The 23,587-nt window shown below is 66.7% G+C and carries 17 protein-coding genes; 4 read left to right on the plus strand and 13 right to left on the minus strand.

The annotated features are described in order from the left end of the window. Positions 1-2: 2 nt before the first annotated feature. The 12 genes from ACCQ16_RS12595 to ACCQ16_RS12650 all read right to left on the minus strand — a co-directional run bounded on the left by ACCQ16_RS12595 (position 3) and on the right by ACCQ16_RS12650 (position 17,104). On the minus strand, positions 3-1,640 hold the full coding sequence (locus tag ACCQ16_RS12595) for a DUF5597 domain-containing protein (RefSeq protein WP_277572681.1): 1,638 nt from the start codon (positions 1,638-1,640) through the stop codon (positions 3-5). Beyond that, entirely contained in the window at positions 1,640-3,979 is a 2,340-nt protein-coding gene (locus ACCQ16_RS12600) for a S9 family peptidase (protein ID WP_372379971.1), read from the minus strand. The genes ACCQ16_RS12595 and ACCQ16_RS12600 overlap by 1 nt, the downstream gene beginning before the upstream one ends. Continuing rightward, the gene (locus ACCQ16_RS12605; protein WP_029220255.1) at positions 3,969-5,555 is read right to left on the minus strand and encodes an APC family permease; all 1,587 of its coding nucleotides are present in this window, start codon (positions 5,553-5,555) and stop codon (positions 3,969-3,971) included. The genes ACCQ16_RS12600 and ACCQ16_RS12605 overlap by 11 nt, the downstream gene beginning before the upstream one ends. A 62-nt stretch (positions 5,556-5,617) precedes the next feature. After that, the gene (locus ACCQ16_RS12610) at positions 5,618-7,483 is read right to left on the minus strand and encodes a DUF885 domain-containing protein (protein WP_057682160.1); all 1,866 of its coding nucleotides are present in this window, start codon (positions 7,481-7,483) and stop codon (positions 5,618-5,620) included. Continuing rightward, entirely contained in the window at positions 7,480-9,297 is a 1,818-nt protein-coding gene (locus tag ACCQ16_RS12615; RefSeq protein ID WP_277572679.1) for a DUF885 domain-containing protein, read from the minus strand. Before ACCQ16_RS12615 ends, ACCQ16_RS12610 begins: the two co-directional genes overlap by 4 nt. 115 nt (positions 9,298-9,412) lie before the next feature. Beyond that, positions 9,413-10,612, minus strand: coding sequence for a M24 family metallopeptidase (locus tag ACCQ16_RS12620; RefSeq protein WP_218196173.1), 1,200 nt, complete (start codon positions 10,610-10,612; stop codon positions 9,413-9,415). Further along, complete coding sequence (locus ACCQ16_RS12625) at positions 10,609-12,225, minus strand: aldehyde dehydrogenase family protein (RefSeq protein WP_277572678.1); 1,617 nt, start codon at positions 12,223-12,225, stop codon at positions 10,609-10,611. Before ACCQ16_RS12625 ends, ACCQ16_RS12620 begins: the two co-directional genes overlap by 4 nt. A 210-nt stretch (positions 12,226-12,435) precedes the next feature. Beyond that, positions 12,436-13,344 (minus strand): dihydrodipicolinate synthase family protein, encoded by a 909-nt coding sequence (locus ACCQ16_RS12630; RefSeq protein ID WP_057682163.1) that lies wholly within the window; start codon positions 13,342-13,344, stop codon positions 12,436-12,438. Beyond that, a complete protein-coding gene (locus tag ACCQ16_RS12635) occupies positions 13,341-14,654 on the minus strand; it encodes an NAD(P)/FAD-dependent oxidoreductase (RefSeq protein WP_277572677.1) in 1,314 nt (437 codons plus the stop codon). The genes ACCQ16_RS12630 and ACCQ16_RS12635 overlap by 4 nt, the downstream gene beginning before the upstream one ends. Further along, the gene (locus ACCQ16_RS12640; RefSeq protein WP_218552822.1) at positions 14,647-14,892 is read right to left on the minus strand and encodes a 2Fe-2S iron-sulfur cluster-binding protein; all 246 of its coding nucleotides are present in this window, start codon (positions 14,890-14,892) and stop codon (positions 14,647-14,649) included. Before ACCQ16_RS12640 ends, ACCQ16_RS12635 begins: the two co-directional genes overlap by 8 nt. Next, the gene (locus ACCQ16_RS12645; RefSeq protein ID WP_277572790.1) at positions 14,889-16,049 is read right to left on the minus strand and encodes an NAD(P)/FAD-dependent oxidoreductase; all 1,161 of its coding nucleotides are present in this window, start codon (positions 16,047-16,049) and stop codon (positions 14,889-14,891) included. The genes ACCQ16_RS12640 and ACCQ16_RS12645 overlap by 4 nt, the downstream gene beginning before the upstream one ends. A gap of 116 nt (positions 16,050-16,165) precedes the next feature. Next, positions 16,166-17,104, minus strand: a complete 939-nt coding sequence (locus ACCQ16_RS12650; RefSeq protein ID WP_127167041.1) for a proline racemase family protein — start codon at positions 17,102-17,104, stop codon at positions 16,166-16,168. 160 nt (positions 17,105-17,264) lie between these two features. On the opposite strand from ACCQ16_RS12650, the gene ACCQ16_RS12655 reads away from it, so the two are divergent. The 4 genes from ACCQ16_RS12655 to ACCQ16_RS12670 all read left to right on the plus strand — a co-directional run bounded on the left by ACCQ16_RS12655 (position 17,265) and on the right by ACCQ16_RS12670 (position 21,516). After that, positions 17,265-17,981: an AraC family transcriptional regulator gene (locus ACCQ16_RS12655; protein ID WP_007965956.1), complete on the plus strand. Its 717-nt coding sequence runs from the start codon at positions 17,265-17,267 to the stop codon at positions 17,979-17,981. A 205-nt stretch (positions 17,982-18,186) separates the two neighbouring features. Next, positions 18,187-19,806 carry a signal recognition particle-docking protein FtsY gene (ftsY, locus tag ACCQ16_RS12660; RefSeq protein ID WP_218534408.1) on the plus strand — a complete coding sequence of 540 codons (1,620 nt, stop codon included), beginning with the start codon at positions 18,187-18,189 and terminating at the stop codon, positions 19,804-19,806. 337 nt (positions 19,807-20,143) lie between these two features. Next, positions 20,144-21,217, plus strand: a complete 1,074-nt coding sequence (gene mutY / locus ACCQ16_RS12665) for an A/G-specific adenine glycosylase (protein ID WP_008571380.1) — start codon at positions 20,144-20,146, stop codon at positions 21,215-21,217. A gap of 23 nt (positions 21,218-21,240) precedes the next feature. Next, positions 21,241-21,516: an oxidative damage protection protein gene (locus ACCQ16_RS12670; protein WP_008571381.1), complete on the plus strand. Its 276-nt coding sequence runs from the start codon at positions 21,241-21,243 to the stop codon at positions 21,514-21,516. Positions 21,517-21,894: 378 nt separating this feature from the next. On the opposite strand, the gene ACCQ16_RS12675 is transcribed toward ACCQ16_RS12670, so the two are convergent. Next, complete coding sequence (locus tag ACCQ16_RS12675; protein WP_277572676.1) at positions 21,895-23,517, minus strand: hybrid sensor histidine kinase/response regulator; 1,623 nt, start codon at positions 23,515-23,517, stop codon at positions 21,895-21,897. Positions 23,518-23,587: the final 70 nt, after the last annotated feature.

The raw sequence follows: 23,587 nt of genomic DNA on the forward strand, positions 1-23,587 counted from the left end.
GCTCAGTAAGTCCCGACCCGCACCCGCAACACCACAGGCACATTGCCGTTTGCATCCACACGCCCGAAGTTGAGGCCGTAGTCGGTCTGGTCGCCGTTGAGCTGCCTTTCCATCTGCCAGCGCCCGTCGACATACCGCCCCTGCTCCACCCGCAACAGTTGTCCATGACGGGTATCGGCCGCGTCGCGAAAAAATTCAATGCGCGCAGCCATACCGGTCACCAGGAATTCCTCCGGCCCCAGTTGGGCCACCAGCAGCCGGCCGGCGTGGTCGTCGTTGCCGGGCAGGATGGGCGGCGCATCGCCCCACATGGGCGCACCGAACGACACCTTGGCCCCCCACTCGCCGAAGCGCAGCGTGCGCTGTGGCGCGCCGGGCTGCTCGGCCACCGCCTGCAGGCGGCCGTCGAAGGCGGCCTGCGCCAGGATCCGCTGCATCGGCGCCAGCAGCGTGAAGTTGGCCGCATGGGCTGCAACCGCTGCGCGGTTGGCCTCGCTGTCGGGGTTGCCATCCATGCCGAACACCGAAAAGCCGACCCCGCCCTGCCCCAGCACATGGAACAGATACGGCGCAGTGGCGGCTTCGAAGCCGGTTTCCGAGACCCAGGCCGGATTATCGGGCCGCGCGTATTGGCCGACGACCTTGGTGTATTCGGTGTAGTCGCTGGTGTAGATGTCGGTACCAATGAAATCGATCGACGGCGTGGCCGCGCGCCACAACGCGAATACGTTCACCGTCGCGCCGCCGGACGGATAGTCCATGCCCGGATAGCGCTTACCCTTGTAGCGCAGCCAGGTGTTGACGTAGAACGGCAGCGGATAGACACGCTTGCCCGCGGCGGCCACCTGTTCGATATACGCAGCGGTTGCATATGCGTTGAACGCTTCGGCAGCTTCGGCGCCGAACAGTTGCTGCCAGCTGCCCTGCGGTTTGCCGAGTGCGCGCGCAATCGCGGCTGGTACCGGTTGCGCAAACGCTGCCTCGCCTGCCGGGCCGTGATCGCGCACGGTGCCGATCGCGCCGGGCTCGTTTTCCACCTGCACCAGAATCACCGTGTGGCGGTCGCCATCCACCTTGCGCAGATGCTGCATCAACGCGGTGAACGCCCGCGCATCGGCCTGCATGTTGGCGGCCACATGGGGCGACAACACATCCACCGGCTCGCCATTGGCATCGCGCATGCGCGGGTACGTCGCCTCGTCGCGCTTGATCCATTCGGGCACGTAATGCATCTGGCCGTTCTTCCAGCTACCGAACCACAGGAGCGCGACACGCAGGCCACGCTTGCGGGCGCCGGCAATCAGCGCGTCCACATTGGTCGTGTCGAAGCGGCCCTGTGCCGGCTCGAACTGCTCCCAGTACACAGGCGCTTCCACCGTATTGGCGTGCAGGGCAACCACATCGTCCAATGCCTTGGGTAATACCGCTGGCCATGCGCTGGAGTTATGCAACTGCGCGGCCAGGATGGTATACGGCGCACCATCGACAAACAGCGCGTGGCGGCCATCCTTGGTGACGAGGCGCGGCAGTTCTTCGGCGGCCGCAAGCAACGGTGCGTTGCCAGCCAGCAATGCCAGCGACCACAGCAGACCCGCCACCCGGCTGCGCCGCTGCGGCTTGAATCGAGCAAACAAACGCATCATTGCGCCTCCGATGGCAGGGAATTCCAGTGCGGCGTAGGCTCGTTGCGCAGGTGGCGCACGAAGAAGTCGTACTGGCGACGTTGCACGTAATCGATCGGCCCGCTGGAGCGGCCAACCGAATGCTCGCCACCCGGCACGGTGAGCAGGTCGAATTCCTTGCCGGCCTTGATCAGGGCATCGACGACTTGTGCGGTGGACGCCGGATCCACATTGCTGTCCTGCTCGCCCACGATCAGCAGCAGGTCGCCCTGCAGCTTGCTCGCATTGACCACGCCCGAGGCTGCGGCGTAGCTGGCATCCACCGGCCAGCCCATCCACTGCTCGTTCCAGCTGATCTTGTCCATGCGGTTGTCGTAGCACCCGGCAAACGCAACGCCCACCTTGTAGAACTCCGGGTGACGCTCGAGCGCTCCCAGCGTGCTCTGCCCGCCGGCCGATGCACCGTAGATGCCGACGCGGCTGATGTCGTAGGACGGGTCCTTGGCCGCCAGCGCACGATGCCAGGCAATGCGGTCGGCAAACCCTGAATCGCCCAGGTTTTTCCACGCGACATCATGAAACGCCTTGGAGCGGTTGGCGGTCCCCATGCCGTCGATCATCACCACGATGAAACCCAGATCGGCCTGCGCCTGCATGCCGATCTGCTTGTCGCCGCCGGAGTGATAACCGAACGGCCAGAACGTCTTGGGCACGAAGGAATCGTGCGGCCCCGCATAGATGTTTTCGATCACCGGATAGGTCTTGCGCGGATCGTAGTCGCGCGGACGCACCACCATGCCCCAGATATCGGTGGTGCCGTCGCGCCCCTTGGCCACGAAGGTCTCCGGCGCGCGCCAGCCGGCGGCCTGCAGCTTGTCGATCGTGCCACGCTCCACGGTGTGCAGCAGCTGGCCATCGATGGCGTGCAGCTCCATCACCGGCGGCAGGTCCGGACGCGAATAGACATCGACGTAATGCAGGCCATCATCGGCAATGGCCACGTCGTGGTCGGCATCGGCGTGGGTCAGGCGGGTCAACCGGCGGCCGTCGAAATCAACGCTGTAGAGCTGCCGGTCGTACGGGTCCTTGCCCGCATTCATCCCGCTGGCAGTGAACCAGATGCGGCGTTGCGCATCGTCCACGCGCAGCACTTCGCGCACCACCCACGGCCCGCGGGTGAGCTGGCGCTTCACCTTGCCGCTGCGTCCATCGAACAGATACAGGTGCCGCCAGCCATCGCGCTCGGAGATCCACAGCACCTCATCGCCACGCCCGTCTACGTCGTGGCGAAAGCTGCGGTCGGCATACACGAAGGTGCGGGCGTCTTCGCCGACTGCCACGCGCGCGCGCCCGCTGCGTGCATCCACCGCAATCACGCGCATGCGCTGGAAGCCGCGTTGCACATAGTCGAACGCGACACTGCGACCGTCGCTGCGCCACTGCAGCGGCGACAACGAATACGGGTTGTCGAACAACGCCGTGTCCACGTCGCGACGTGTTCCGTCCAGGGAGAACAGCACCGGCCGTTCCACATCCACCGCATCGCCCGGCTTGGGATACAACTGGGTGTGCACCACCGGTTGCCCACCGCCGGCAGGCGCGGCTTCGACGCGGGTGACACGGCGAGCCAGCCCCGGACGCACGCGATACACCGCCAGCTGCCGCGAATCCGGCGACCAGGCAACACTCTCCAGATCGAAATAGTCATCGGCACGGCCGTCACTGCTGAGCCGGGTGACCTGCCCGTCGGCGACACGGCGCAACACCAGGTTCCAACCATCGGCCAACACCTCCCACCTGGCATCCGGCGAGCGACGCGGCGTGGTGTCGGCCGGCACCAGCGGGTCGCGCACCACGCCGAAACCGCGTGGGCGTGAAGTGGCCTGCAGCCGAGCATCGGGCGCGCAGTGGTAGGTGGTCAGCGTGCAACGCCAGGGCGCATCGTCCAGTGCGAAAACAATGGCGCCATCGCTGCGTTCGCCCTCGGTTGAAAACGAAAACTGCTCGAACGGCAGACGCAGCGCCGCATAGGGCTTGCCGGTTGCCGCACTCAGGCCCTGCGCCACGCGTGCCTGATCGAAGGCCGGCTGCTTCTGCAAGGTGGCCACATCGGCACTGACAAACGCAAAGCCGCCCGGCACCGTCTTGCGGTAATAGAACCTTCCATTGTCCTGCCATTGCGCCGGCCAGGCGACATTCTCCGTCAGCGTCATCCACTGTTCGCGCAGACCCAGCGAACGTTGGTAATCGGCAACGCTGGGCGCAGCCTGCACAGCACCCGACAACACCATCATGTACCCGGCCAGCGCAGACCATCGACGCAAACCAAATGCGCGGCGGCGCGCATCACTCACCATCGTCCTCCTCCAGCGCAAGCTCGTCGCTGCGCAAACCGCTGCGTGCGCCCCAGTGATAGATGCAGAACGCGATGACCGCCACGCTCAACGTATCGAAGGGATGCGCAATCCAGCCATGTCCACCGAACGTGCCCGCCCACGACACCAGCATCACCAGCACGAAGAACACGATCAGCCACAGCGACGCGCGTACCTGCCGCACCAGGCGCGCGCGGCCCTGGCGCGAAGGCAGGCGAAATAGCACGTACAGCACGAATGCCAGCACCTGCAAGCCAAGCAACCACGACAAGGTCGGCCAGGTGGACCAGTACACGATCAACGCCGCAACCATGAACGACAGCGGCCCCATCACCGGCAGGCCACGCACGAAAAATGGGCGTGGCAAGTCCGGCGCGCTGCGGCGCAGGGCCGCCACCGTGATCGGCGCCACCGCATAGCTCAGCACCAAGGCGGCCGACACCACCCCGATCAGCGTTTCCCACGAGGGAAACGGCAGCGTCCAGAAGATCGACAACCCCAGGCTCAACCACAGTGCCGGACGCGGGATGCCCGACGCCGGGTCCACCCGCGTCAGCACCGGCAAGAACCCGCCACTGCGCGCCCAGCCGTACACCACGCGCGGCGTGGCATTCATGTAGATGTTGCCGGTGCCGCTGGGCGAGACCATCGCATCGCAGATCACCAGCGCAGCCAGCCACGCCATGCCCAAGGCCAGGGCGATGTCGTGATACGGCAGCGAGAAGGCCTTGTCGATGCCCGCCCAGCCTTGCGCGAGCTGCGCGGCCGGGATGCTGCCCAGGAACGCCAGCTGCAGCAGCACGTAAATCACCGTGGACAGCGCCACCGACAGGATCAGCGCAATCGGAATATTGCGCTGCGGGTCGCGCACCTCACTGGCCACCGACACGATCGGCGTCAACCCCAAATACGCGAAGATGATGCCGCCGGCCGAGATCGCCGCTTCCACACCGGCCATGCCAGAGGGCGCGAACCCATGCACGCTCAGATTGCCGGCATCGAAGTGCTGCATCAGCAGCACAATCACCAGGATCGGCACCAGAAACTTGAAGATGCTGACGATGTTGTTGGCCAGCGCGAAGGTCTTGACGCTGAAGTAGTTGAGTACGAAGAACAGCACCAGCAAGGCCAGCTGCACCAGCCAACCCGCCACGCTGGGATGGGTACTGTTCGGCTGGCTCAACCACGGGAACCACGCCGCTGCGTATTGCCGCGCCGCCTCAACTTCGATCGCGATCAGGCTGGAGAACGCGATCAAGGTGATGAAGCCGGTCAACGAACCGAGCAAGGCGCCATGCGAATACTCCGGGTAGCGCACCACTCCGCCGGCGCGCGGCAATGCCGCGCCAAGTTCGCAATACACCAGCCCGAGCAGCAGCACCGCGATACCACCGAGTATCCACGACACGATGCCGGCCGGCCCCGCGATCGATGAGACGTGGCTGGCCGAAAACAACCACCCGGAACCGAAGATCGAACCCAGCCCGATAAAGGTCAGGTCGGTGAGGCTGAGGCGCTTGTGGAACTTGCCTTGCGTGGTCGCAGCGTGTGTGGTCATACGTCGCCCCGAAGTGTGGAAAGCGCGGTTACTGCACTTAGAGCATCACGTGCGCGCACGTGTCAGTCGCTGGCAGAGGCCTTCGCCTCTGCCGATGCCTCTGCCGGGTCATCCGGCGGGTAAGGCGACACGCCGCCATCGGCGATGAAGCGGTCGATGCGCGCTTCCAGCACCGGTAATGGCACCGAACCGGTCTGCAGCACCGCATCGTGGAAGTTGCGCAGGTCGAACTTTTCGCCAAGCGCGGCTTCTGCCTTGCGGCGTAGCTCCAGTATTTTCAGCTCGCCCAGGTAATACGACAGCGCCTGCCCCGGCCAGGCGATGTAGCGGTCCACCTCGGTGGTGACTTCGTGCTCGCTGAGCGCAGTGTTGTCGCGCAGGTAGGCCTGCGCCTGCTCGCGCGTCCAGCCCTTGTGGTGGATGCCGGTATCGATCACCAGCCGGCAGGCGCGCCACATCTGGTAGGTCAGGTAACCGAAGCGGTCATAGGGCGTGTCGTACATGCCCATTTCCTGGCCCAGATACTCCGAATACAGCGCCCAACCCTCACCGTATGCGGAGATGAAGCCGTAGCGACGGAACTCCGGCAAGCCTTGCGCCTCTGCCGCGAGCGGCATCTGCAATGCGTGGCCCGGCGAGGACTCATGCAGTGTCAGCGCGGTCAGGTTGTACAGCGGTCGCGACGGCAGGTTGTAGGTGTTGACCAGATAGATGCCCGGCCCACCGCGACCGCCGGTGTAGAACGGCGCCAGCTCCGGCGGCACCGGCTCGATGGCGAAGCGACGGCGCGGCAGCCGGCCGATGTAATCGCCCACCTTGGCGTCCACGCGCTTGGCGATCCAGGCCGCCTGCTTGAGCAACTCTTCCGGGGTCTTGGCGTAGAACTGCGGGTCGGTCCGCAGGAAGTGCAGAAACGCCGGGAACACCGCCTGCCCGGCCGGCGGCTTGAAGCCGCTGGCCGCGATGGTCTGGTCCATCTGCGTGCGCAGCTTGGCCACCTCCTGCAAGCCGATCTGATGGATCTGGTCAGGGCTCAAATCCAGCGTAGTGAACTCGCGAATCTGCGCACGGTAATACGCCTGGCCGTCCGGCAACGCTTCGCCGGCCAGCGTGGTGCGTGCGCGCGGCTGGTAGTCATTGCGGATGAAATCCAGCAGCTTGGCGTATGCCGGAACCACCTGTGTATCGATGGCCTTGACTGCCTGCTGGCGCAGCTGCGCCTGCACATCGGCCGGCAGCGTCGCCGGCATCTGCTTGAACGGCGCGTAGAACGGGTTGGCCTCGCCTTTGGCCTGCGCCACATCGGCGATGGACTGGTCGCGCCCGGTCATCGTGACCCGCGGCTGGGTGAAACCGCGCGCCAGCCCGGCGCGCATATTGTCGGTGTGCTCGGCGAAATAGCGCGGGATGTCGGCCAGCATCTTCAGATAACGCTGGTAATCCTCGCGCGTACGCAGCGTGGCCTCGGCGCTGAAGCCCAGATCGCTCCAGAACGCCGAATCGCTGTTGAACGGCATTTCCCAGGCGCGAAAATGCTGCTGGTCCAGCAGTACCTGCAATTGCTGCCGATACACCTGGTAGCTCACCTGGTCTTCGGCCGACAACTGTGCCTGCGGGATGGCATCCAGTTCCTTCAACACCTGTTGCCAATACGCCGTGCGCTGGTTCTGCGTGGCGACATCGACCTTGGGCAGATGGTCGGCCTGTTGCTCCTGCGTGGCCTGGTTGTCTTCATCCACCGCGCCCGACGCCTGCGCCTGGCGCCAGCGCCACTCGCGTGTGTACAAGGCCTTGAAGCGTGCCGCTGCGGTGTTCTGCGTGGCCGCAGCCGCAGCCTCGGCCGCGTGCACAGGCAGGGCCAGCCCGCCCAGGCAGGCTGCAATCAACAGGGTCAATGTGCTCGCGCGTAACGCGCTGGTGGTGCTCATGGGTGTGCCTCCGGCGCCGCCTTGGCCTGCGCAATCCACTGCCGCACCCGTTGCTGCAACAGTGCCAGCGGCATCGCGCCGCCGCCCAGCACCGCATCGTGGAAGGCGCGCACATCGAAGCGCTCACCGAGTTCCTTCTCGGCTTCCGCACGCAGCGCCAGGATCTGCAGCTGGCCGAGCTTGTACCCCAGCGCCTGGCCCGGCCACACGATGTAGCGATCCGTTTCGGACTGGATGCTGGGCTCGTCATCGGACGGATGTGCGTGGAAGAAATCCACCATTTGCTGGCGGTTCCAGTGCTTGTAGTGCACGCCGGTGTCGAGCACCAACCGGTTGGCGCGCAGCAATTCGCCGGACAGGCGCCCATAGTCGTTGTACGGGTCCTTGAAGAAACCGATCTCCTTGCCCAGGCGCTCGGCATACAGCGCCCAACCTTCGATATAGGCGTTGTAGCCGGCCTGCTGGCGGAACGGCGGCAACGGCAATGTCTGCGCAAGCGAGATCTGCAGGTGATGCCCGGGCACGCCTTCGTGGTAGGCGGTGGTTTCGATATTGATCAACGTGCGGCTGGCGAAGTCGCTGGTGTTGACCTTCACGATCGCCGGCTTGGTGCCTTCCGGATTGCTCTGCCAGTATTCGGCGCCCGGTGCGGTACGCCGGAACGCCGGCATCGCCTGCACTTCCAGCGGGGTCTTGGGCAGATGGCCGAACAACTTCGGCAGCTGCGGTTGCATCGCTGCGATGTACTGGCGGTATTGCTGCAGGATCTGGTCGCCCGAGGTGGCGAAGTGTCGCTTGTCGGTCTCCACGGCCTTGCGGAAGCTGGCCAGATCCGCAAAACCCTGCGCCTTGGCGATCTGCGTCATCTCGCCTTCGATGCGCGCCACCTCCTTCAGACCAATCTGGTGGATGTCCTCCGGCGCCATGTCGGTGGTGGTCTGGGTGTGGATGGCGTAACGATAGCGGCGCTCGCCATCGGGCAGCGACCAGACACCTTCCTGCGCGCGCCCCTGCGCGGCATATTCGTCGCGGACGAAGGCGGCCAGCGTTGCGTAAGCCGGGCGCACCTGTTGGTCGATCGCGGCGAGCAGCTGTTGGCGCAGCACATCGCGTTGATCGGCCGGTACGGCGGCGTCGAGCTTTTTCAATGGCGAGGCGAACGGGCTCTGCGCGCCGGTCAAGGCCGCAATCTTGTCGATCTGCTCGGGTAGGCGCTCCAGCAGATAACGCGGCTGGGTGAGGCCCTCCTTCGCCCCCTGCCGCGACACCGCGATCACCTGGTCGATCACCGTCGGAATCGCCTGCAGCCGCTTGATGTAGTCCTGGTAATCCTTGGCATTTTCGAACGGGAAGGCATCGCCGTAGCCGGCCAACGCCAACTGTATGCCGCCGATCGGTTCCAGCGGCATTGCATAGGTCTTCAGGTCGATCCCTTCCAGCTTGTCGCGCAACTGGCCCAGCATCATCTGCAGGCTGAGCTGGCGTTGCTCGTCCAGCGTCTTGGTATCCACCGCTTCGAACTGCTTGAGCAGGTCGGCCGTTGCGCTGCGCTCTGCCTGCACGGCCTCCAGCGAGTAATCGCTCCAGCGGTCGTTGTAACGCTTGTCGCCGATGATGCTGGCGAACTCGGGGTTGTGCTGCAGTTGGTACTGCCACTGCTTGTCCAGCAGCGCATCGAAGGCCTTGGCAGCCTGCTCGCCGGTCGAGGCGGAGGCAGGTGTAGCCGCCCGCTCCGCTGCGGGCGGCGCCGGCTTGCAGGCGGTGACCAAGGCCGCGGCGAGTAGACCGATGGCAACGGGACGCAGGTGTTTCATGCATTCACTCCAAGATGCAATGGCGGCTGCAGGAGCGCGCCTGAGCGCGACGGCTTCATCGGGACTGCCCGTCGCGCCCGGGTGCGCTCCTACGCGTGCGTGAACCTGTAACGGCTCACGCAAACGGTTGATCGATCGCCACCGACGGCGGCGTGAACCACTGCGCGCCATCGTCGGTCACGTGGAAATGGTCTTCCAGGCGCACGCCGAACTGTTCCGGCACCACGATCATCGGCTCGTTGCTGGCACACATGCCCGGCTGCAACGGCAGCGCATTGCCGCGCACCAGGTAAGGCGCCTCATGAATCGCCAGGCCGCAGCCGTGACCGGTGCGATGCGGCAACCCGGGCAATCGATAGTCGGGGCCGAGCCCGGCTGCCTCCAGCACCTTGCGCGCAGCCTGATCCACCGCCTCGCATGCCACGCCCGGGCGGATCGCTGCGAATGCCGCCGCCTGCGCGGCCTGCTCCAGGTCCCAGATGCGCTGCTGCGCGTCGTTGGCCGCGCCATAGATCCAGGTGCGGGTGATGTCGGAGTGGTAGCCCTGCACGGTGCAGCCGGTGTCGATCAACACCAGTTCGCCTTCGCGCAGGTGCTGCACACCCGGGATGCCGTGCGGAAACGCAGTGGCGTGGCCGTACTGCACGATACAGAAGGTCGATCCGTTGTCGGCGCCCAGCGCGCGGTGCGCCTGGTCGATGAAGCGCACCAGTTCATCGGTCCCCATGCCTTCGTGTGCGATACCGGCCGCCAGCCGCTGCACCAGCAAGGTCATATCGCAAGCCTGCTGCATCAATGCCAGCTCGGCCGGCGACTTGCACATGCGGCAGCCATCGATGATCGCGCCGGCATCACGAATGGCCTTGCCCAGATGCGCACGCAGACCGGTATGCACGGCGAACGCAATGCCCGAGTCCAGCGCCAGGGCATGCGCATGGCGCTCGTCCATGGCCTGTACCACCAGTGCGTACGGGTCGTCGTGCTCTTCCCACAGGTATTTGGTCACCGGGATCTTCAGCACCGCATCCAGCGAGCCTTCCTCGAACATCGGGCAGATCAGCACCGGCTCGCCATCCAGCGTCAGCAGCAGGGCCACCAGACGCTCGCTCGCCCCCCACGGCACGCCGGTGAAATAGCGCAGCGACGTGCCGGCACCGATCAACAGCGCATCCACGCCATGCGCGCGCATGAGGGTGCGCGCACGCTCGATGCGGCGCTCGTATTCGTCCGTGGCGATCGGCGCGGCGCATTGTGTCCACGGCGTCAGTTGCGCACGCGCTTGCGCAAGCGACAGCCCGCCGATCTGGCTGCTCATGCGCCGGCTCCAAGATCGGCCGTGCTCCATTGCCCATCGACCAGACGTGCCACGCCGCCCGGATTGCGCTGGCGCAGTTCGGCAGGCAGCAGTGCATCGGGCACCGCGTCGTAGCTGTGCAAGGCGGCAAAACGGCGGATGGCGCCGGGCATGCCCACCGCCGTGAAGCCCGGATGCCCGGTGCTCGGGAACGGGCCGCCGTGGTTCTGCGCCGCGCTCACGGCCACGCCGGTCGGCATCTTGCTGTTGATCAACCGCCCCACCCGCGCGCGCAATACCGGGGCAATGGTCTGCCACGCCGCATCGTCGCTGCCGTCGGCCGCGCGGTACAACGTGCCGGTCAGGTTGCCTTCGAACGCGGCAGCCACCTGTGCCATCTGCGCCACATCGGCTGCGCGCACCAGCAGGCTCACCGGGCCGAAGGCTTCGGCCTGCAGGGCGTGCGGGTTGGCCAGAAAGGCTTGCGCATCCACGCTCAACAAGGTCGGCGCATAACGGTAGCCATCCTCGCCGGTGTGTCCGCCGGCCAGCATGCTGGCGCCGGCGGCACGCAGGCTCGCCACACCGCGTTGCACGCCTTCTACACCGGCGGCGGAGAACAGCACCATCGGCATGGCCGCTTCGAAATGCGCCTTGGTGGCCGCAACGAACGCCTCGCCAGCCGCGCCATGCGGCACCACCACCACACCGGGGTTGGTGCAGAACTGCCCGCTCCCCAGCGTGCAGGAGGCGAAGAATTCCTGCGCAAGCGCGTCGCCGCGTTCGGCCAGCGCGCCCGGCAACAGGAAGACCGGGTTGACGCTGGAAAGCTCGGCATAAAACGGCACGCCCGCCGCGTCTGCGGCCGCCTTCAGTGCCAGCCCACCGGCACGGCTGCCAGTGAAACCGATCGCGCCCAGCCGCGCATCGCCCGCCAAGCGCAGGCCGATGGCAGTGTCGAAGTGATACAGCAGTTGCACCGCCGCCGCAGGCAGACCGGCCCCAACCAAGGCCTGATGCGCGAGCTGCGCCATGCGCTGGCTGGTGGCCGGATGCAACGGATGCGCCTTGGCAATGACCGGGTTGCGCGCGGCAATCGCCGAGGCGAAATCGCTGCCGGCAATTGCATTGAACGCGAACGGAAAGTTGTTCGGGCCGAACACCAGCACCGGTTTGCCCAATGGCGCCAGGTGCGAACGCAGGTCTGCCGCGCTGTCGATGATGGGCTGGGTCCAGCTGTAGCTGCGCACGGCCTGTGCGGCTTGCCGCAGTTGGCCGCTGGTGCGCGGCAGTTCGTTGCCGCGCAAGCGTGTGGGCGCCGATAACGCCGTCTCGGCATGCGCCAGCGCGACCAGGGTCTCAGCGTCGGCATCCAGCGCGTCGGCATAGCCTTCCAGAAAGGCCGCGATCCGCTCGACCGGTGCGGCCGCCAACGCCGCCGCCACTGACTGCGCCGCAACCACGGCCGCTTCCACATCGTCCGCACCACTGACCGGAAAGTACGGCCCGATCGGCTCGCCGGTGGCCGGGTCGGCAGCGCGGAAGCTACCGGTGGCGGCGCTGCTGGCTTGCCATTGCCCTGCCAGCAGGATCTCGGCTGCGGCCGCGGGAATGGAGTGGTTCGTCTCGTTCATTGCGGCACCTTCGGTGACAGGGAGGCAGGACCTGCGCTCGGTGCGCTGGCGGCAGACCAAAAAGACGATGAGGATGCAGCACTGGATGCCACATCCGCATCGGCCAACGCATCGCGGCGCGCGCAGGCAGGGCGCGTGCTACGAATCGGCACAACTGGCACCTGGCGCTCACCCGCAGGCACGACGGACCAGGGCAGCATCAGTGCGCCATCAAGACAATGTAGGCGCGGTGGCGATGGCATGGTCGATCACCTTCAAGGCGGCATCGCGCTCGGCGCCGGCCACCACCAGGCGCGGCGCACGCACCTGCTCGCTGCCCATGCCGACCTTGGCCTGCACCAGTTTGATCAGCTGCACGAAGGTGGGCACCGTATCCAGGCGCAGCAGCGGCAGGAACCAGTGGTAAAGCTCCCTGGCCGCCGGGTAACCGCCATCGCGGGCGAGTTCGAACAGGCGCACCGATTCCTTCGGATACGCATTGACCAGGCCGGCGATCCAGCCCTTGGCGCCCATGCTCAGGCCTTCGACGATGGCATCGTCCATGCCCACCAGCAGCGCCAGGCGATCGCCCAGCAATTCCTGCAGCGCAGCGAAGCGGCGCACGTCGCCGGAGGATTCCTTCACGGCCTGCAGGTTCGGGAATTCGGCGGCCAGCTCGGCGATCTGCGCCGGGCCGAAATCGGTCTTGTAGGCCACTGGGTTGTTGTACAGGATCACCGGCAGATCGGTTGCGCCGATCACCGCGCGCACATGCGCGCCCATCTCGCGCCAGTCGGTGGAATACACGTACGGCGGCAGCACCATCAAGCCGCCGCAGCCGATGTCCTTGGCCGCCTTGGCCAGCGCGACCGCTTCGCCGGTGGCCAGGCTGGCGATGCCCGGCACCACCGGCACGCGGCCGTTCAGGGCGGTGACCAGTGTGCGCAGGATCGCCAGCTTGTCTTCCACGCTCAAGGTCGCGGCCTCCCCCAACGAGCCCAGCGGCACGATCGCGGTGCAACCGGCATCCACCAGTTGATTGGCGTGCTTGCCGAGGAACTCGTGGTCGATGTCGCCGTTGGCGGTGAACGGGGTGGTGATGGCCGGCAGCACGCCGTGCCAGAACGCAGCATTGCTCATGGATGTTTCCCTTGCGAGTCGGAAGTGAACGAGTCGGCCAGCGCCGCGAGGCGGACCGGGAACAACGGCGGCCGGCGGCCGGCGTCGGTAGAAAGATCGGGCGGGCAGCGCCCCAGTTCGGCCAGCGCAGCGCCGCAGATACGGCCCTGGCAGGCGCCCATGCCGCAGCGCGAGGCGAGCTTGGCGTCGCGTGCATCGTCGAAGCTGTCCAGGGCGGCCAGCGGCACGTCTTCGCAGCGGCAGATCAAGGTGTCCGCCTGTGCCAGCGTGCGGATGCGCGGGTCAAGCGCGAAGTGCCGTTGCAGCAGATCGGCAAACGCACGCGCGGCGTCACGCCGTGGCTGCAGACGCAGCGCCGCCTCCGGTGCATCGGCCGCCATGTGTCCGGCCATCGCTCCTTCGATCAATGCGCAATCGCGCCCGCCGATACCGCAGACTTCGCCGGCGGCAAAGATCTGGTTAACGCTGGTACGCAACAGCGCATCCACCTGCACCTGCTGGTGCGCGCCGCAGGCATGCAGCTGACAACCCAGCAATTGCGCAAGCTCGGTGTTGGGCACCAGGCCATAGCCCACCGCCAGTTGATCGCAGGCCAGACGCGTGCGGCCGCCGGGCCCGGCGAGCTCCACTTCGCGCAGCTGTGTGTCGCCATGCGCGGCAACCACGATGCTGCCGGCGCGATATGCCACTGCACGCAGCTGCAGGCGCAAGGCCACCGCCTGCGCGGCCTTGCCCGGCCAGCGCCACAACTGCAGTGCGAACTGGCGCAAGGCGGCCGGCGAGGTCTGTTCGTGAATGCCGAGCACCTGCGCGCCATGCCGTTGCAACGTGGCCGCACTGGCCAACAGCAATGGGCCGCTGCCGGCCACCAGCATGCGCTTGCCGACCAGCGGCCAGCCCTGCTTGGCCAGCGCCTGCGCGGCGCCGGCACCGGTGACGCCGGGCAAGGTCCAGCCTGGAAATGGCAACAGCAATTCGCGCGCACCGGTGGCCAGCACCAGGGCGGCGTAATGCAGTTGCAGCGTGCCGTCGGGGCCATCGGCCAGCAGCCAGCCCGGCTGCGCCAGCACAATCTGCGTGCGCGTCAGCACGGTGATCGATGCATTGCCCGCCACCTGCTGCCGCAATGCGCGCGCATCGGCCGGCGCGCCGTGTTGCACATCGCTGCGCCACACCTGACCCCCGGTACGTGGCTGCATGTCGACCACGCCCACGCGCACGCCTTGGCTGGCCGCCGCCTGCGCCGCCGCCAGCCCGGCCGGGCCGGCGCCGATCACCAACACATCGAAATGCAGCACGCGCTCAGCCATCGGTGCGCACCTGCATGCCATCGCATGCGTCCACCAGGCAGGCGCGTTGCTGTCCCACGCCATCGATGCGCACGCGGCATTCGAAACACACGCCCATGCCGCACAGGGGCGCGCGCGCTTGCCCACTGCTCGATTGGCGAAACTGCAACGTCGCCTGCGCCACGGCCGCCGCCACGCTGGCACCGGCCGGCACCTCGACCACGCGCCCGTCCACCTGCAGACGCACCGTCGCGCTCATGCGGGCGCTCCTTGCACGGCACGCGCCGGTGCGTAGGGCGCCGGGTCGATGGCCGGGGTGCGCCCGAGCAGGCTGTCCACGATCACCCGTGCGCTCCCCAGCGCCGTGGTGACCCCCAACCCCTCGTGACCGGCGGCCACCCACACATCGCGTCGGCCGGGCACCACCCCCAGATACGGGCGCCCGTCCGGCGTGGCCGGACGCAGGCCGGTCCACACGCGGATCGCCTGCAGCTCGCGCAGGACCGGCAGGTACGCAAAGGCGCGCTGCAACATCTGCTGCAGCACCGGCATCGACAAGGCGCGGTCGTGCTCGCCGAACTGGCGCGAGGAGCCGATCAGAATCTGCCCGGTGGGCCGCGGCTGCACATTGAAGGCCACGCTGGTGTCGTCGGCCCCGTGGGCCGAATCCGCATAGCCCAGTTCCAGCAGCTGATGCCGGATCAGCCCCGGGTGCCGGTCGGTGATCACCAAATGGCCCTTGCGCGGGCGCAGTGCCAGCTCGGGCAGCAACTGCGGCAAGGCCACACCGCTGGCCACCAGCACCGGCCCGGCGAGCGTCTGCCCATCGTCCAGACGCACCGCATGCGCCTGCAGCTGCACCACGCGGCGGCCGGCAAACAAGCGTGCACCGGACGTGCAGGCCACGCCCACCAAATGCCGCGCGACCCGCGGCGGATACACCACAGCTTCATCGGGCACGCGCATGCCGCCAGCCAGCCCGGGCACCAGCTGCGGCTCCAGCGCATACAGCTGCGCGGCATCGACCGCTTCGGCATGCAGGCCGGCCGTTGCCAGGCGCGCGATCTTGGCTGGCACCGCCGCCAGTTCGCGCGCGTCGCGGGCCACCCACAGCGTGCCGCAGCGGCTGAATTCGGCTTCGCTGAGCGTGGCGAAGCGTTCCCATAGTCGCAGCGAATACGCCGACAACGCCAGCTCGGCCGGGTCGTCGTCCATCGCCACCAAATGCCCCATCGCCGCGGCGGTGGCGCCGCCGCCGATCGGTCCCGGCTCGACGATCGCCACACGAAGGCCCTCGCCCGCCGCCGCTTCCGCGCACGCGGCGCCCACAATGCCGGCGCCGATCACGATCAGGTCGTAACTGCGTCGCGTGCCTGCGGCAGACGCGGCGGACCCGGATTCGGCAACCGCATCCAATCCAGGCGCCGATACCGACGCAGGCGTTGCAGCGGCAGTCCCTGTCATCGCAGCAGACACTGCTGCGCCAGACGGCGTGACCGACGCAAGCACCGGCGCGGGCCGCTGGGATTCCATCAGGCCACGATGCCCCAGGCGAACGGGTCCGCCGGGTCGATCACCAGTTGCGCGCGCGCGGTGATGTACGCCCGCCCACTGATGCGCGGTGCGATGCCGCGCCCGCTCAGCCGATAATTGCCTTCGAAGGCGCTGCCCAGAATGCCTTGCTGCACCCAGCGCTCGCCTTCGGCCAACTTGCCGTCCGCCGCCAGGCAGGCCAGCTTGGCGCTGGTGCCGGTGCCGCACGGCGAGCGGTCATAGGCCAGCCCCGGGCACAGCACGAAATTGCGCGCCACGCCGCTACCGTCGGGCGCAGCGCCGTTGACTTCGATATGGTCGATCTCGCCACCGGCCTCGCCAGTGATCCCGGCCGCTTCCAGGGCCAGCCGAATCGCCTCGGTATACGCGGTCAGCTCGCGCTGGTGCGCCAGGTCCAGCGCGCACGGCGCCTGCTCGGTGATGAAAAACCAGTTGCCGCCCCAGGCCACGTCGCCGCGCACCCGGCCATGCCCCGGCACCTCCACCTCGACCCCGCTGGCAAAACGATAGCTCTCGACATTGTCTACCGACACCGTGCCGTCGTCGGCCAGCTCCACGCCCACCGTGCCGACCGGTGTCTCGATCCGGTGCTGGCCCGGCGCGATGCGCCCCAGTTCGGCCAGCGTGCGCACCACGCCAATCGTGCCGTGCCCGCACATGCCCAGGTAGCCGACGTTATTGAAGAAGATCACCCCGGTGCAGGCGCTCGGGTCGCGCGGCGGCAGCAACAAGGCGCCCACCATGGTGTCCGACCCACGCGGCTCGCAGGCGATGGCGCTGCGCCAGTGGTCGAACTCGCTGCGAAAGCGTTCGCGGCACTGCGCCAGATCGCCATCGCCCAGATCTGGAAAACCGGAAAGGACCACGCGGGTAGGCTCGCCAGCCGTGTGGGAGTCGATGACGTCGATGGTGTGCATATCCCATGCTCCCACTGCCGACCTGCGGGCGACTAGCGTTCAATGCCAAGTGAAAATGCGGAAATCCGCACAATCATCAACCCGAATCACAACCGCGCGTTTGCGCTAGGATCATTGCTGGGCTGCACCGTCGTGCAACCGTCTAATCGTGACCGCTACCATGACCCTGATGGACCTCAACCTGCCCGCCCTGGAAATGCAGACGCTGTTCGATGCACTGCCGGATGTGGTGTTCTTCATCAAGGACAGCGAGGGCCGCTACACCCATTGCAACCTGACCCTGGTGCGCCGGTTGGGACGCAAGCTGCGCAGCGAGATCATCGGCCGCTCGCCGCTGGAAGTGTTCCCGTTGCCGCTGGGCGGCAGCTACATGATGCAGGACCGCCGCGTGCTGTGCGGCGAGCTCATCGACAACCAGCTCGAAGTGCATCTGTACCCCAACCGCCTGCCAGGCTGGTGCCTGACCTTCAAACGCCCGCTGTGCGAGGCCAATGAGGTGATCGGCGTGGTCGGCATCTCGCGCGATCTGGGCCAGCCCGACAGCCGACATTCCGCGTACGAACGCTTGAGCCAGGTGATGGAACACATGCAGGCCAACTTCGGCGACAACCTGCGCGTGCAGAGCCTGGCCGACCTGGCCGGGTTGTCGGTGGCGCAGCTGGAACGCCACTTCCGCCGCGTGTTCCAGGTCACCCCGCAGCAATTGCTGACCAAGTTGCGCATTGAATCGGCGATGCGGCTGCTGTACGGCGACGACAGCATCGCCAGCATCGGGCAACGCTGCGGGTTCGCCGACCAGAGCGCGTTCGCGCGTCAGTTCAAGGCCACCGTCGGCATGACACCGCGCGATTACCGCGCGCTCAAGGGTCAGTTATAAGGACACAACTTCGCGTTGACACATCGCTGGCACAAATGCCGAATTCGGCAGGATTTGCCATGCGCTGGCGCAGCCGGGGCAGTCGCCAGACCTGCGGGACTGCGCTGCATGCGATGCGCCCGGACGCGGCGCCGCGCTAAAGGCAGCGTCAAGGTGTCAGCAGGCCCGGATGATAGAATTTCGGGTTTCCCCTACTGCGTTGCCAATGGCCAGCTTTTTTCGCCGTAACAAGCCAACCACGCCCGACAGCTCGCGTACCTCGCGCTACAGCCTGGAAGAACTGGCAGCCGCATTCCCCACCGCGCCGTCTGCCGCCACCCCGGCATCGCCGGTCGACGCGCTGCCCACGGCCGAGCCAGGCAGACAGACGGCCGCAACGCCGGCTATTGCGCCTGTCACTCCTGCTTCGGCAGGCAGCGAGCCTGCGGCGCCAGCACCGCCGCAGACCACCGCCGCGCCAGCCGACCAGCTGGCGCAGGAAATCGCTGCACGCACTGGCCAGGCGCAGAGTATTGCCGCCGTCCCCAGCGCGCCTGCAACTCCTGCGGCGCCCGCGCCGACCGCATTGCAGGCGCTGCCAGACCCAATGCCCGCCAGCGCGCCCGGCGCGCCGGTCGTGGTGGTGCCGCCGGTCGTGGCGCAGCCGCAGACCGTTCCAACGCCGCCTCCCGTCGTGCCTGCCCAGCCGGCCACACCTTCGCAACCCGTCGCCCCTGCCGTGGTCGCACCGCCGGTGGCCGCTGGGCCGGTCTCGACGCCTGCACCGGCTGCTTCAGCTCCCGCCAGCGCGCCCCCGACCAGTACCGCGCCGACGGTCACCGCACCGGCCATCGTCAGTGCACCGCTGGCGAGTACGCAGGACGACAGCATCGTCGGCCAGCGCGACGCCCTCCCTGCCGCGCCGGCGGGAAAACCCGGCTGGCGCGAGCGGCTGCGCAACAGCACCTTCGCACGCAGCTTCGGCGGCCTGTTCTCGCGCAATCCCAAGCTCGATGACGACCTGCTGGATGAAATCGAAACCGCACTGATCACCGCCGACGTCGGCATCGGCGCCACCACTGCGTTGATCGACGGCCTGCGCAAGCGGATGAAGTCGCGCGAATTCGTCGACGCCCAGGCTCTGTTCAAGGCCTTGCGTGCCGATCTCATCGCGCTGCTGCAGCCGGTCTCCAAGCCGCTGGTGATCGACCGCTCGCTCAAACCGTTCGTGGTGCTCACCGTCGGTGTCAACGGCGTCGGCAAGACCACCACCATCGGCAAGCTGGCCAAGCGCTTCAAGGACGAAGGCAACAGCCTGATGCTGGCCGCCGGCGACACCTTCCGTGCTGCGGCGGTGGCGCAATTGCAGGCCTGGGGCGATCGCAATGGGGTGGCCGTGATCGCGCAGGGGCAAAACGCCGATGCCGCGTCGGTGGCGTTCGACGCGCTGCAGGCCGCCAAGGCGCGCGGCACCGATGTGTTGATCGCCGACACCGCCGGCCGCCTGCACACCCAGACCGGGCTGATGAACGAGCTCGGCAAGATCCGCCGCGTGCTCGGCAAGATCGATGCCGCCGCGCCGCACGAAGTCCTGATGGTCATCGACGGCACCACCGGCCAGAACGCCATCTCGCAGCTGCGCCAGTTCCACGCTGCCGTGGGCGTCACCGGCCTGGTCGTGACCAAGCTCGACGGCACCGCCAAGGGCGGCGTGGTGTTCGCGCTGGCGCGCGAGTTCAATATTCCGATCCGCTTTGCCGGTATCGGCGAGCGTCCGGAAGATCTGCGCGTCTTCGACCCGGTCGCCTTCGTCGACGCGCTGTTGCCCGACGCTTTGGGCGGCTGATCGGAAGATGCCTGCCCGCGTCTGCAACCGCTGCGCGCGCAGGCGCTACAGGCAGGTTGCACGGTGCGACAGGTGTCATGCGATTGGTTGCAGGCACGATGCGTTCTGGAGGTTGCCCAGCGCTTGCGCGCAGGACGCTGAAGGCAAGGTCGCGCGGATGCGTCAGCGGCCTGCTCCCATGCGCCGACACCACCGCATCGGGCTGGCGATGAAGGATCTTTCTGCGAACGGTGCCTGGGCGGAATGACGTTTGCGCTGTAGCGAAGGGACGACACGCGCAGCAGATCCACTCCCCCGTCCCGCCACTCTCGCCTCGCCTCCATCGCCAGCAAAGCTCATGCCAGCCGACCACGCCACTCCCTCCGCCGATGCCTTTGTCGACCGCCTGTTGCACTGGTTCGACGGCCATGGCCGCCATGATCTGCCCTGGCAGCACCCACGCACGCCCTACCGGGTGTGGCTGTCGGAAATCATGCTGCAGCAGACCCAGGTGGCGGTGGTCATTCCGTATTTCCACAAGTTCATGGCGCGCTTCCCCGCGCTGGCCGATCTGGCGGCGGCCGACAACGACACCGTGATGGCGCAGTGGGCCGGACTGGGCTACTACGCCCGCGCGCGCAATCTGCATGCCGCCGCCAAGCAATGCGTCGCGCTGCACGGTGGGCAATTGCCGCGCGACTTCGATGCACTGCTTGCGCTGCCGGGCATCGGCCGCAGCACGGCAGGCGCGATCCTGAGCCAGGCCTGGAACGATCGCTTCGCGATCATGGACGGCAACGTCAAACGCGTGCTCGCCCGCTTCCACGGCATTGCCGGGTATCCCGGCCTGCCGGCGATTGAAAAACAGTTATGGCAACTGGCCACCAGCCATGTTGCGCATGTCCCGGCTGGCCGCCTGGCCGACTACACCCAGGCGCAGATGGATTTCGGCGCCACGCTGTGCACGCGCGCCAAGCCCGCCTGTGTGCTGTGCCCGCTGCAGACCGATTGCATCGCACGCCGCGATGGCCTGGTCGAGGCATTGCCCACTCCCAAGCCCGGCAAGCAGCTGCCCGAACGCGAGGCCACTGCGCTGCTGCTGCAGAATGCCGAGGGCCACATCCTGCTGCAGCGACGCCCGCCAACCGGCATCTGGGCCGCGCTGTGGACGCTGCCGCAGGCCGATACCCACAGCGGCATGCGCGCCTGGTTCGCAGCGCATATCGACGGCAACTACGAGCGCGCCGACGAGATGCCGCCGATCGTGCACACCTTCAGCCACTACCGGCTGCATTTGCAGCCCTTGCGCCTGCGCAAGGTCGCGCTACGTCCGGCGGTGGGCGACAATGACGATCTACGCTGGGTAGCGCCTGCCGATCTTGCATCGCTGGGCCTGCCGGCGCCGATCCGCAAGTTGCTCGACGCGCTGTAAACGCGTGTCCCAAAGGAATCCGCATGTCCCGCACCGTGTTCTGCCACTACCAGCAAAGCGACGCCGAAGGCCTGGATTTCGTGCCGTATCCGGGCGAGCTCGGCCAGCGCATTTTCGCGCAGATCGGCAAGACCGCCTGGCAAGCGTGGCTGGCGCATCAGACCATGCTGATCAACGAAAACCGGCTGTCGCCGCGCGACCCAAAACACCGCGCCTTTCTCGAAGCCGAACTGCAGAAGTTCCTGTTCGAGCGCAATGCCGACAAACCCGAAGGTTATGTGGCGCCGGTGGGTGACTGAGCGCGCGGAGGTGGGATCGGCAGCAGTAGTGACTGCCTTTACGCGACCAGTGCGTTTATGGACGTGATCGCGGGTACCTGCCTGTGATGCAGAGCGTGCCGGAACGGCCAGCTATTCACCGACGTGCTATTCACCGATGTGACCTGCATGTTCTCGCCGCAAGACAAGCCTGGTGATCTGGCCAACGCCCCGTGCAGGACGCGGGTGATCTGGCGGAGGCGACAGGCGCCTAGCTCCGCGGCCTCACGGCTGCCAGGCTGCTCCCGACGCCTGCGGCTGCGGGCGCTGCGCTGCGCTGGCGAACTGACGCCATCTTGAAACTGCAATCGCGGCTGCAGTGCGATGCCGCAGCGGCATCGCACTGTCGGTGTGTGGGCCTCAACCAACCCCGGTCGGCCCATCCAGCAACATGCGCATGCGCTTGAGCAGTTCCTTCTGCGTGTAGGGTTTGTCGACCACATCGAATTCGGCGCCGCCCACATCGGTGCGCTGGATGCTCGCATCGGCGTAGCCGGTGGTGAGCAGGATCTTGATCTTCGGCAACATGCGGCGCGCCTCACGGGCGAGCATCACCCCATTCATACCGCCGGGCATGATCAGGTCGGTGAACAGCGCATCCACCTGCGGGGTCTTCTCCAGGACCTCCACCGCCTCGCGTCCGCTGGATGCAGACAGGACGCGGTAACCGGCGTTTTCCAGAAACATCCGCGCCACCACCGCCACGTCCTGCTTGTCTTCCACCACAAGGATGGTTTCGTTGCCACCCTTGTCGATGGCGCGGCTCTTGGCGGCCTGCAAATCGTTTTCGAATTCGCTGGAGGCGGGGAAATACAGCCGCACCGTGGTGCCTTCGCCCACCTCGCTATAGATGCGCACGGTGCCGCCAGACTGCTTGACGAAGCCGTACACCATCGACAGGCCCAGGCCGGTGCCCTGCCCTTCCTCCTTGGTGGTGAAGAACGGTTCCATCACCCGGCTGACCACCTCCGGCGGCATGCCCGAGCCGGTGTCAGTCACGGCGATGCTGACGTAGCGGCCCGGGGACAGCTGGTGATACATCGCCAGGTCGTGGCCCGAGATCTCCACGTTCTGGGTCTGCACCGTGACTTCCTTGCGTTCTGCCTGCGCCATCGCGTCGCGCGCATTGATCAACACATTCAACAGCGCCACCTCTGCCTGGGTGGTGTCGATCTGGCAGTTCCACAGCCTTTCTTCCAGCGCTTGGCGCAGGGTGACGCCGCCCCCCAGCGCGCGCTCGGCCATGTTGGTCATGCCGGCCACCAGCCCGTTGAGGTTCACGACCCGCCCGCGCAGTTTCTGCTTGCGCGAAAACGCCAGCAATTGCTGGGTCAAGGTGGCCGCCTTGGCAGCGGCGGCCGCCGCGTGTTCGGCACTGAAGGCAATCCGCTCGGCATTCCCCGCGCCGGCGCTGGCCATCATCTGGATCACTTCCAGATGTCCAGACATCACCTGCAGCAGATTGTTGAAATCGTGCGCGATGCCGCCCGTCAGCTGGCCCAGCGCTTCCATCTTCTGCGCCTGGCGCAGCGCATCTTCGGCATCGCGGCGCCGGCTTACATCCAATTGCGAGCCGAAGAAATAGACCAGGTTGCCCTTGTCGTCGAACACCGGCGAGATGAAAAGCGCATTCCAGAACGAGGAGCCGTCCTTGCGGTAATTCAGCACCTCGGTGGCAAATTCGCTGCGGCTTTCGATCGATTCGCGCACATCGCTGATGCTGGCCGGATCGGTCTCGGGCCCCTGCAGGAAACGGCAGTTGTTGCCGATGACCTCATCGGCGGCATAGCCGGTCATCTCCAGGAACGCGCGGTTGGCGAACACGATGGGATTATCCGGAAGATGAGGGTCGGTCACCGTCATCGGCATGCGCGTGGTTTCCACTGCGGCAAAGAAGATGTCCGAGCGGTGCTTCTCGACAGGCAGGCCGCGTGTGTCGCTGATCTGAGGCGCCCGCAGCTCTCCGTGACCGGGATCGTTCAAGTGATGTTCTCCGCGGGGCCATTCCCGCGGCCACAGTCTAGTTGAGTCCGGTGAGGCGATTCGTCACATC

Source organism: Xanthomonas sp. NCPPB 1062 (assembly GCF_041481705.2).
Lineage (GTDB): Bacteria > Pseudomonadota > Gammaproteobacteria > Xanthomonadales > Xanthomonadaceae > Xanthomonas > Xanthomonas euvesicatoria.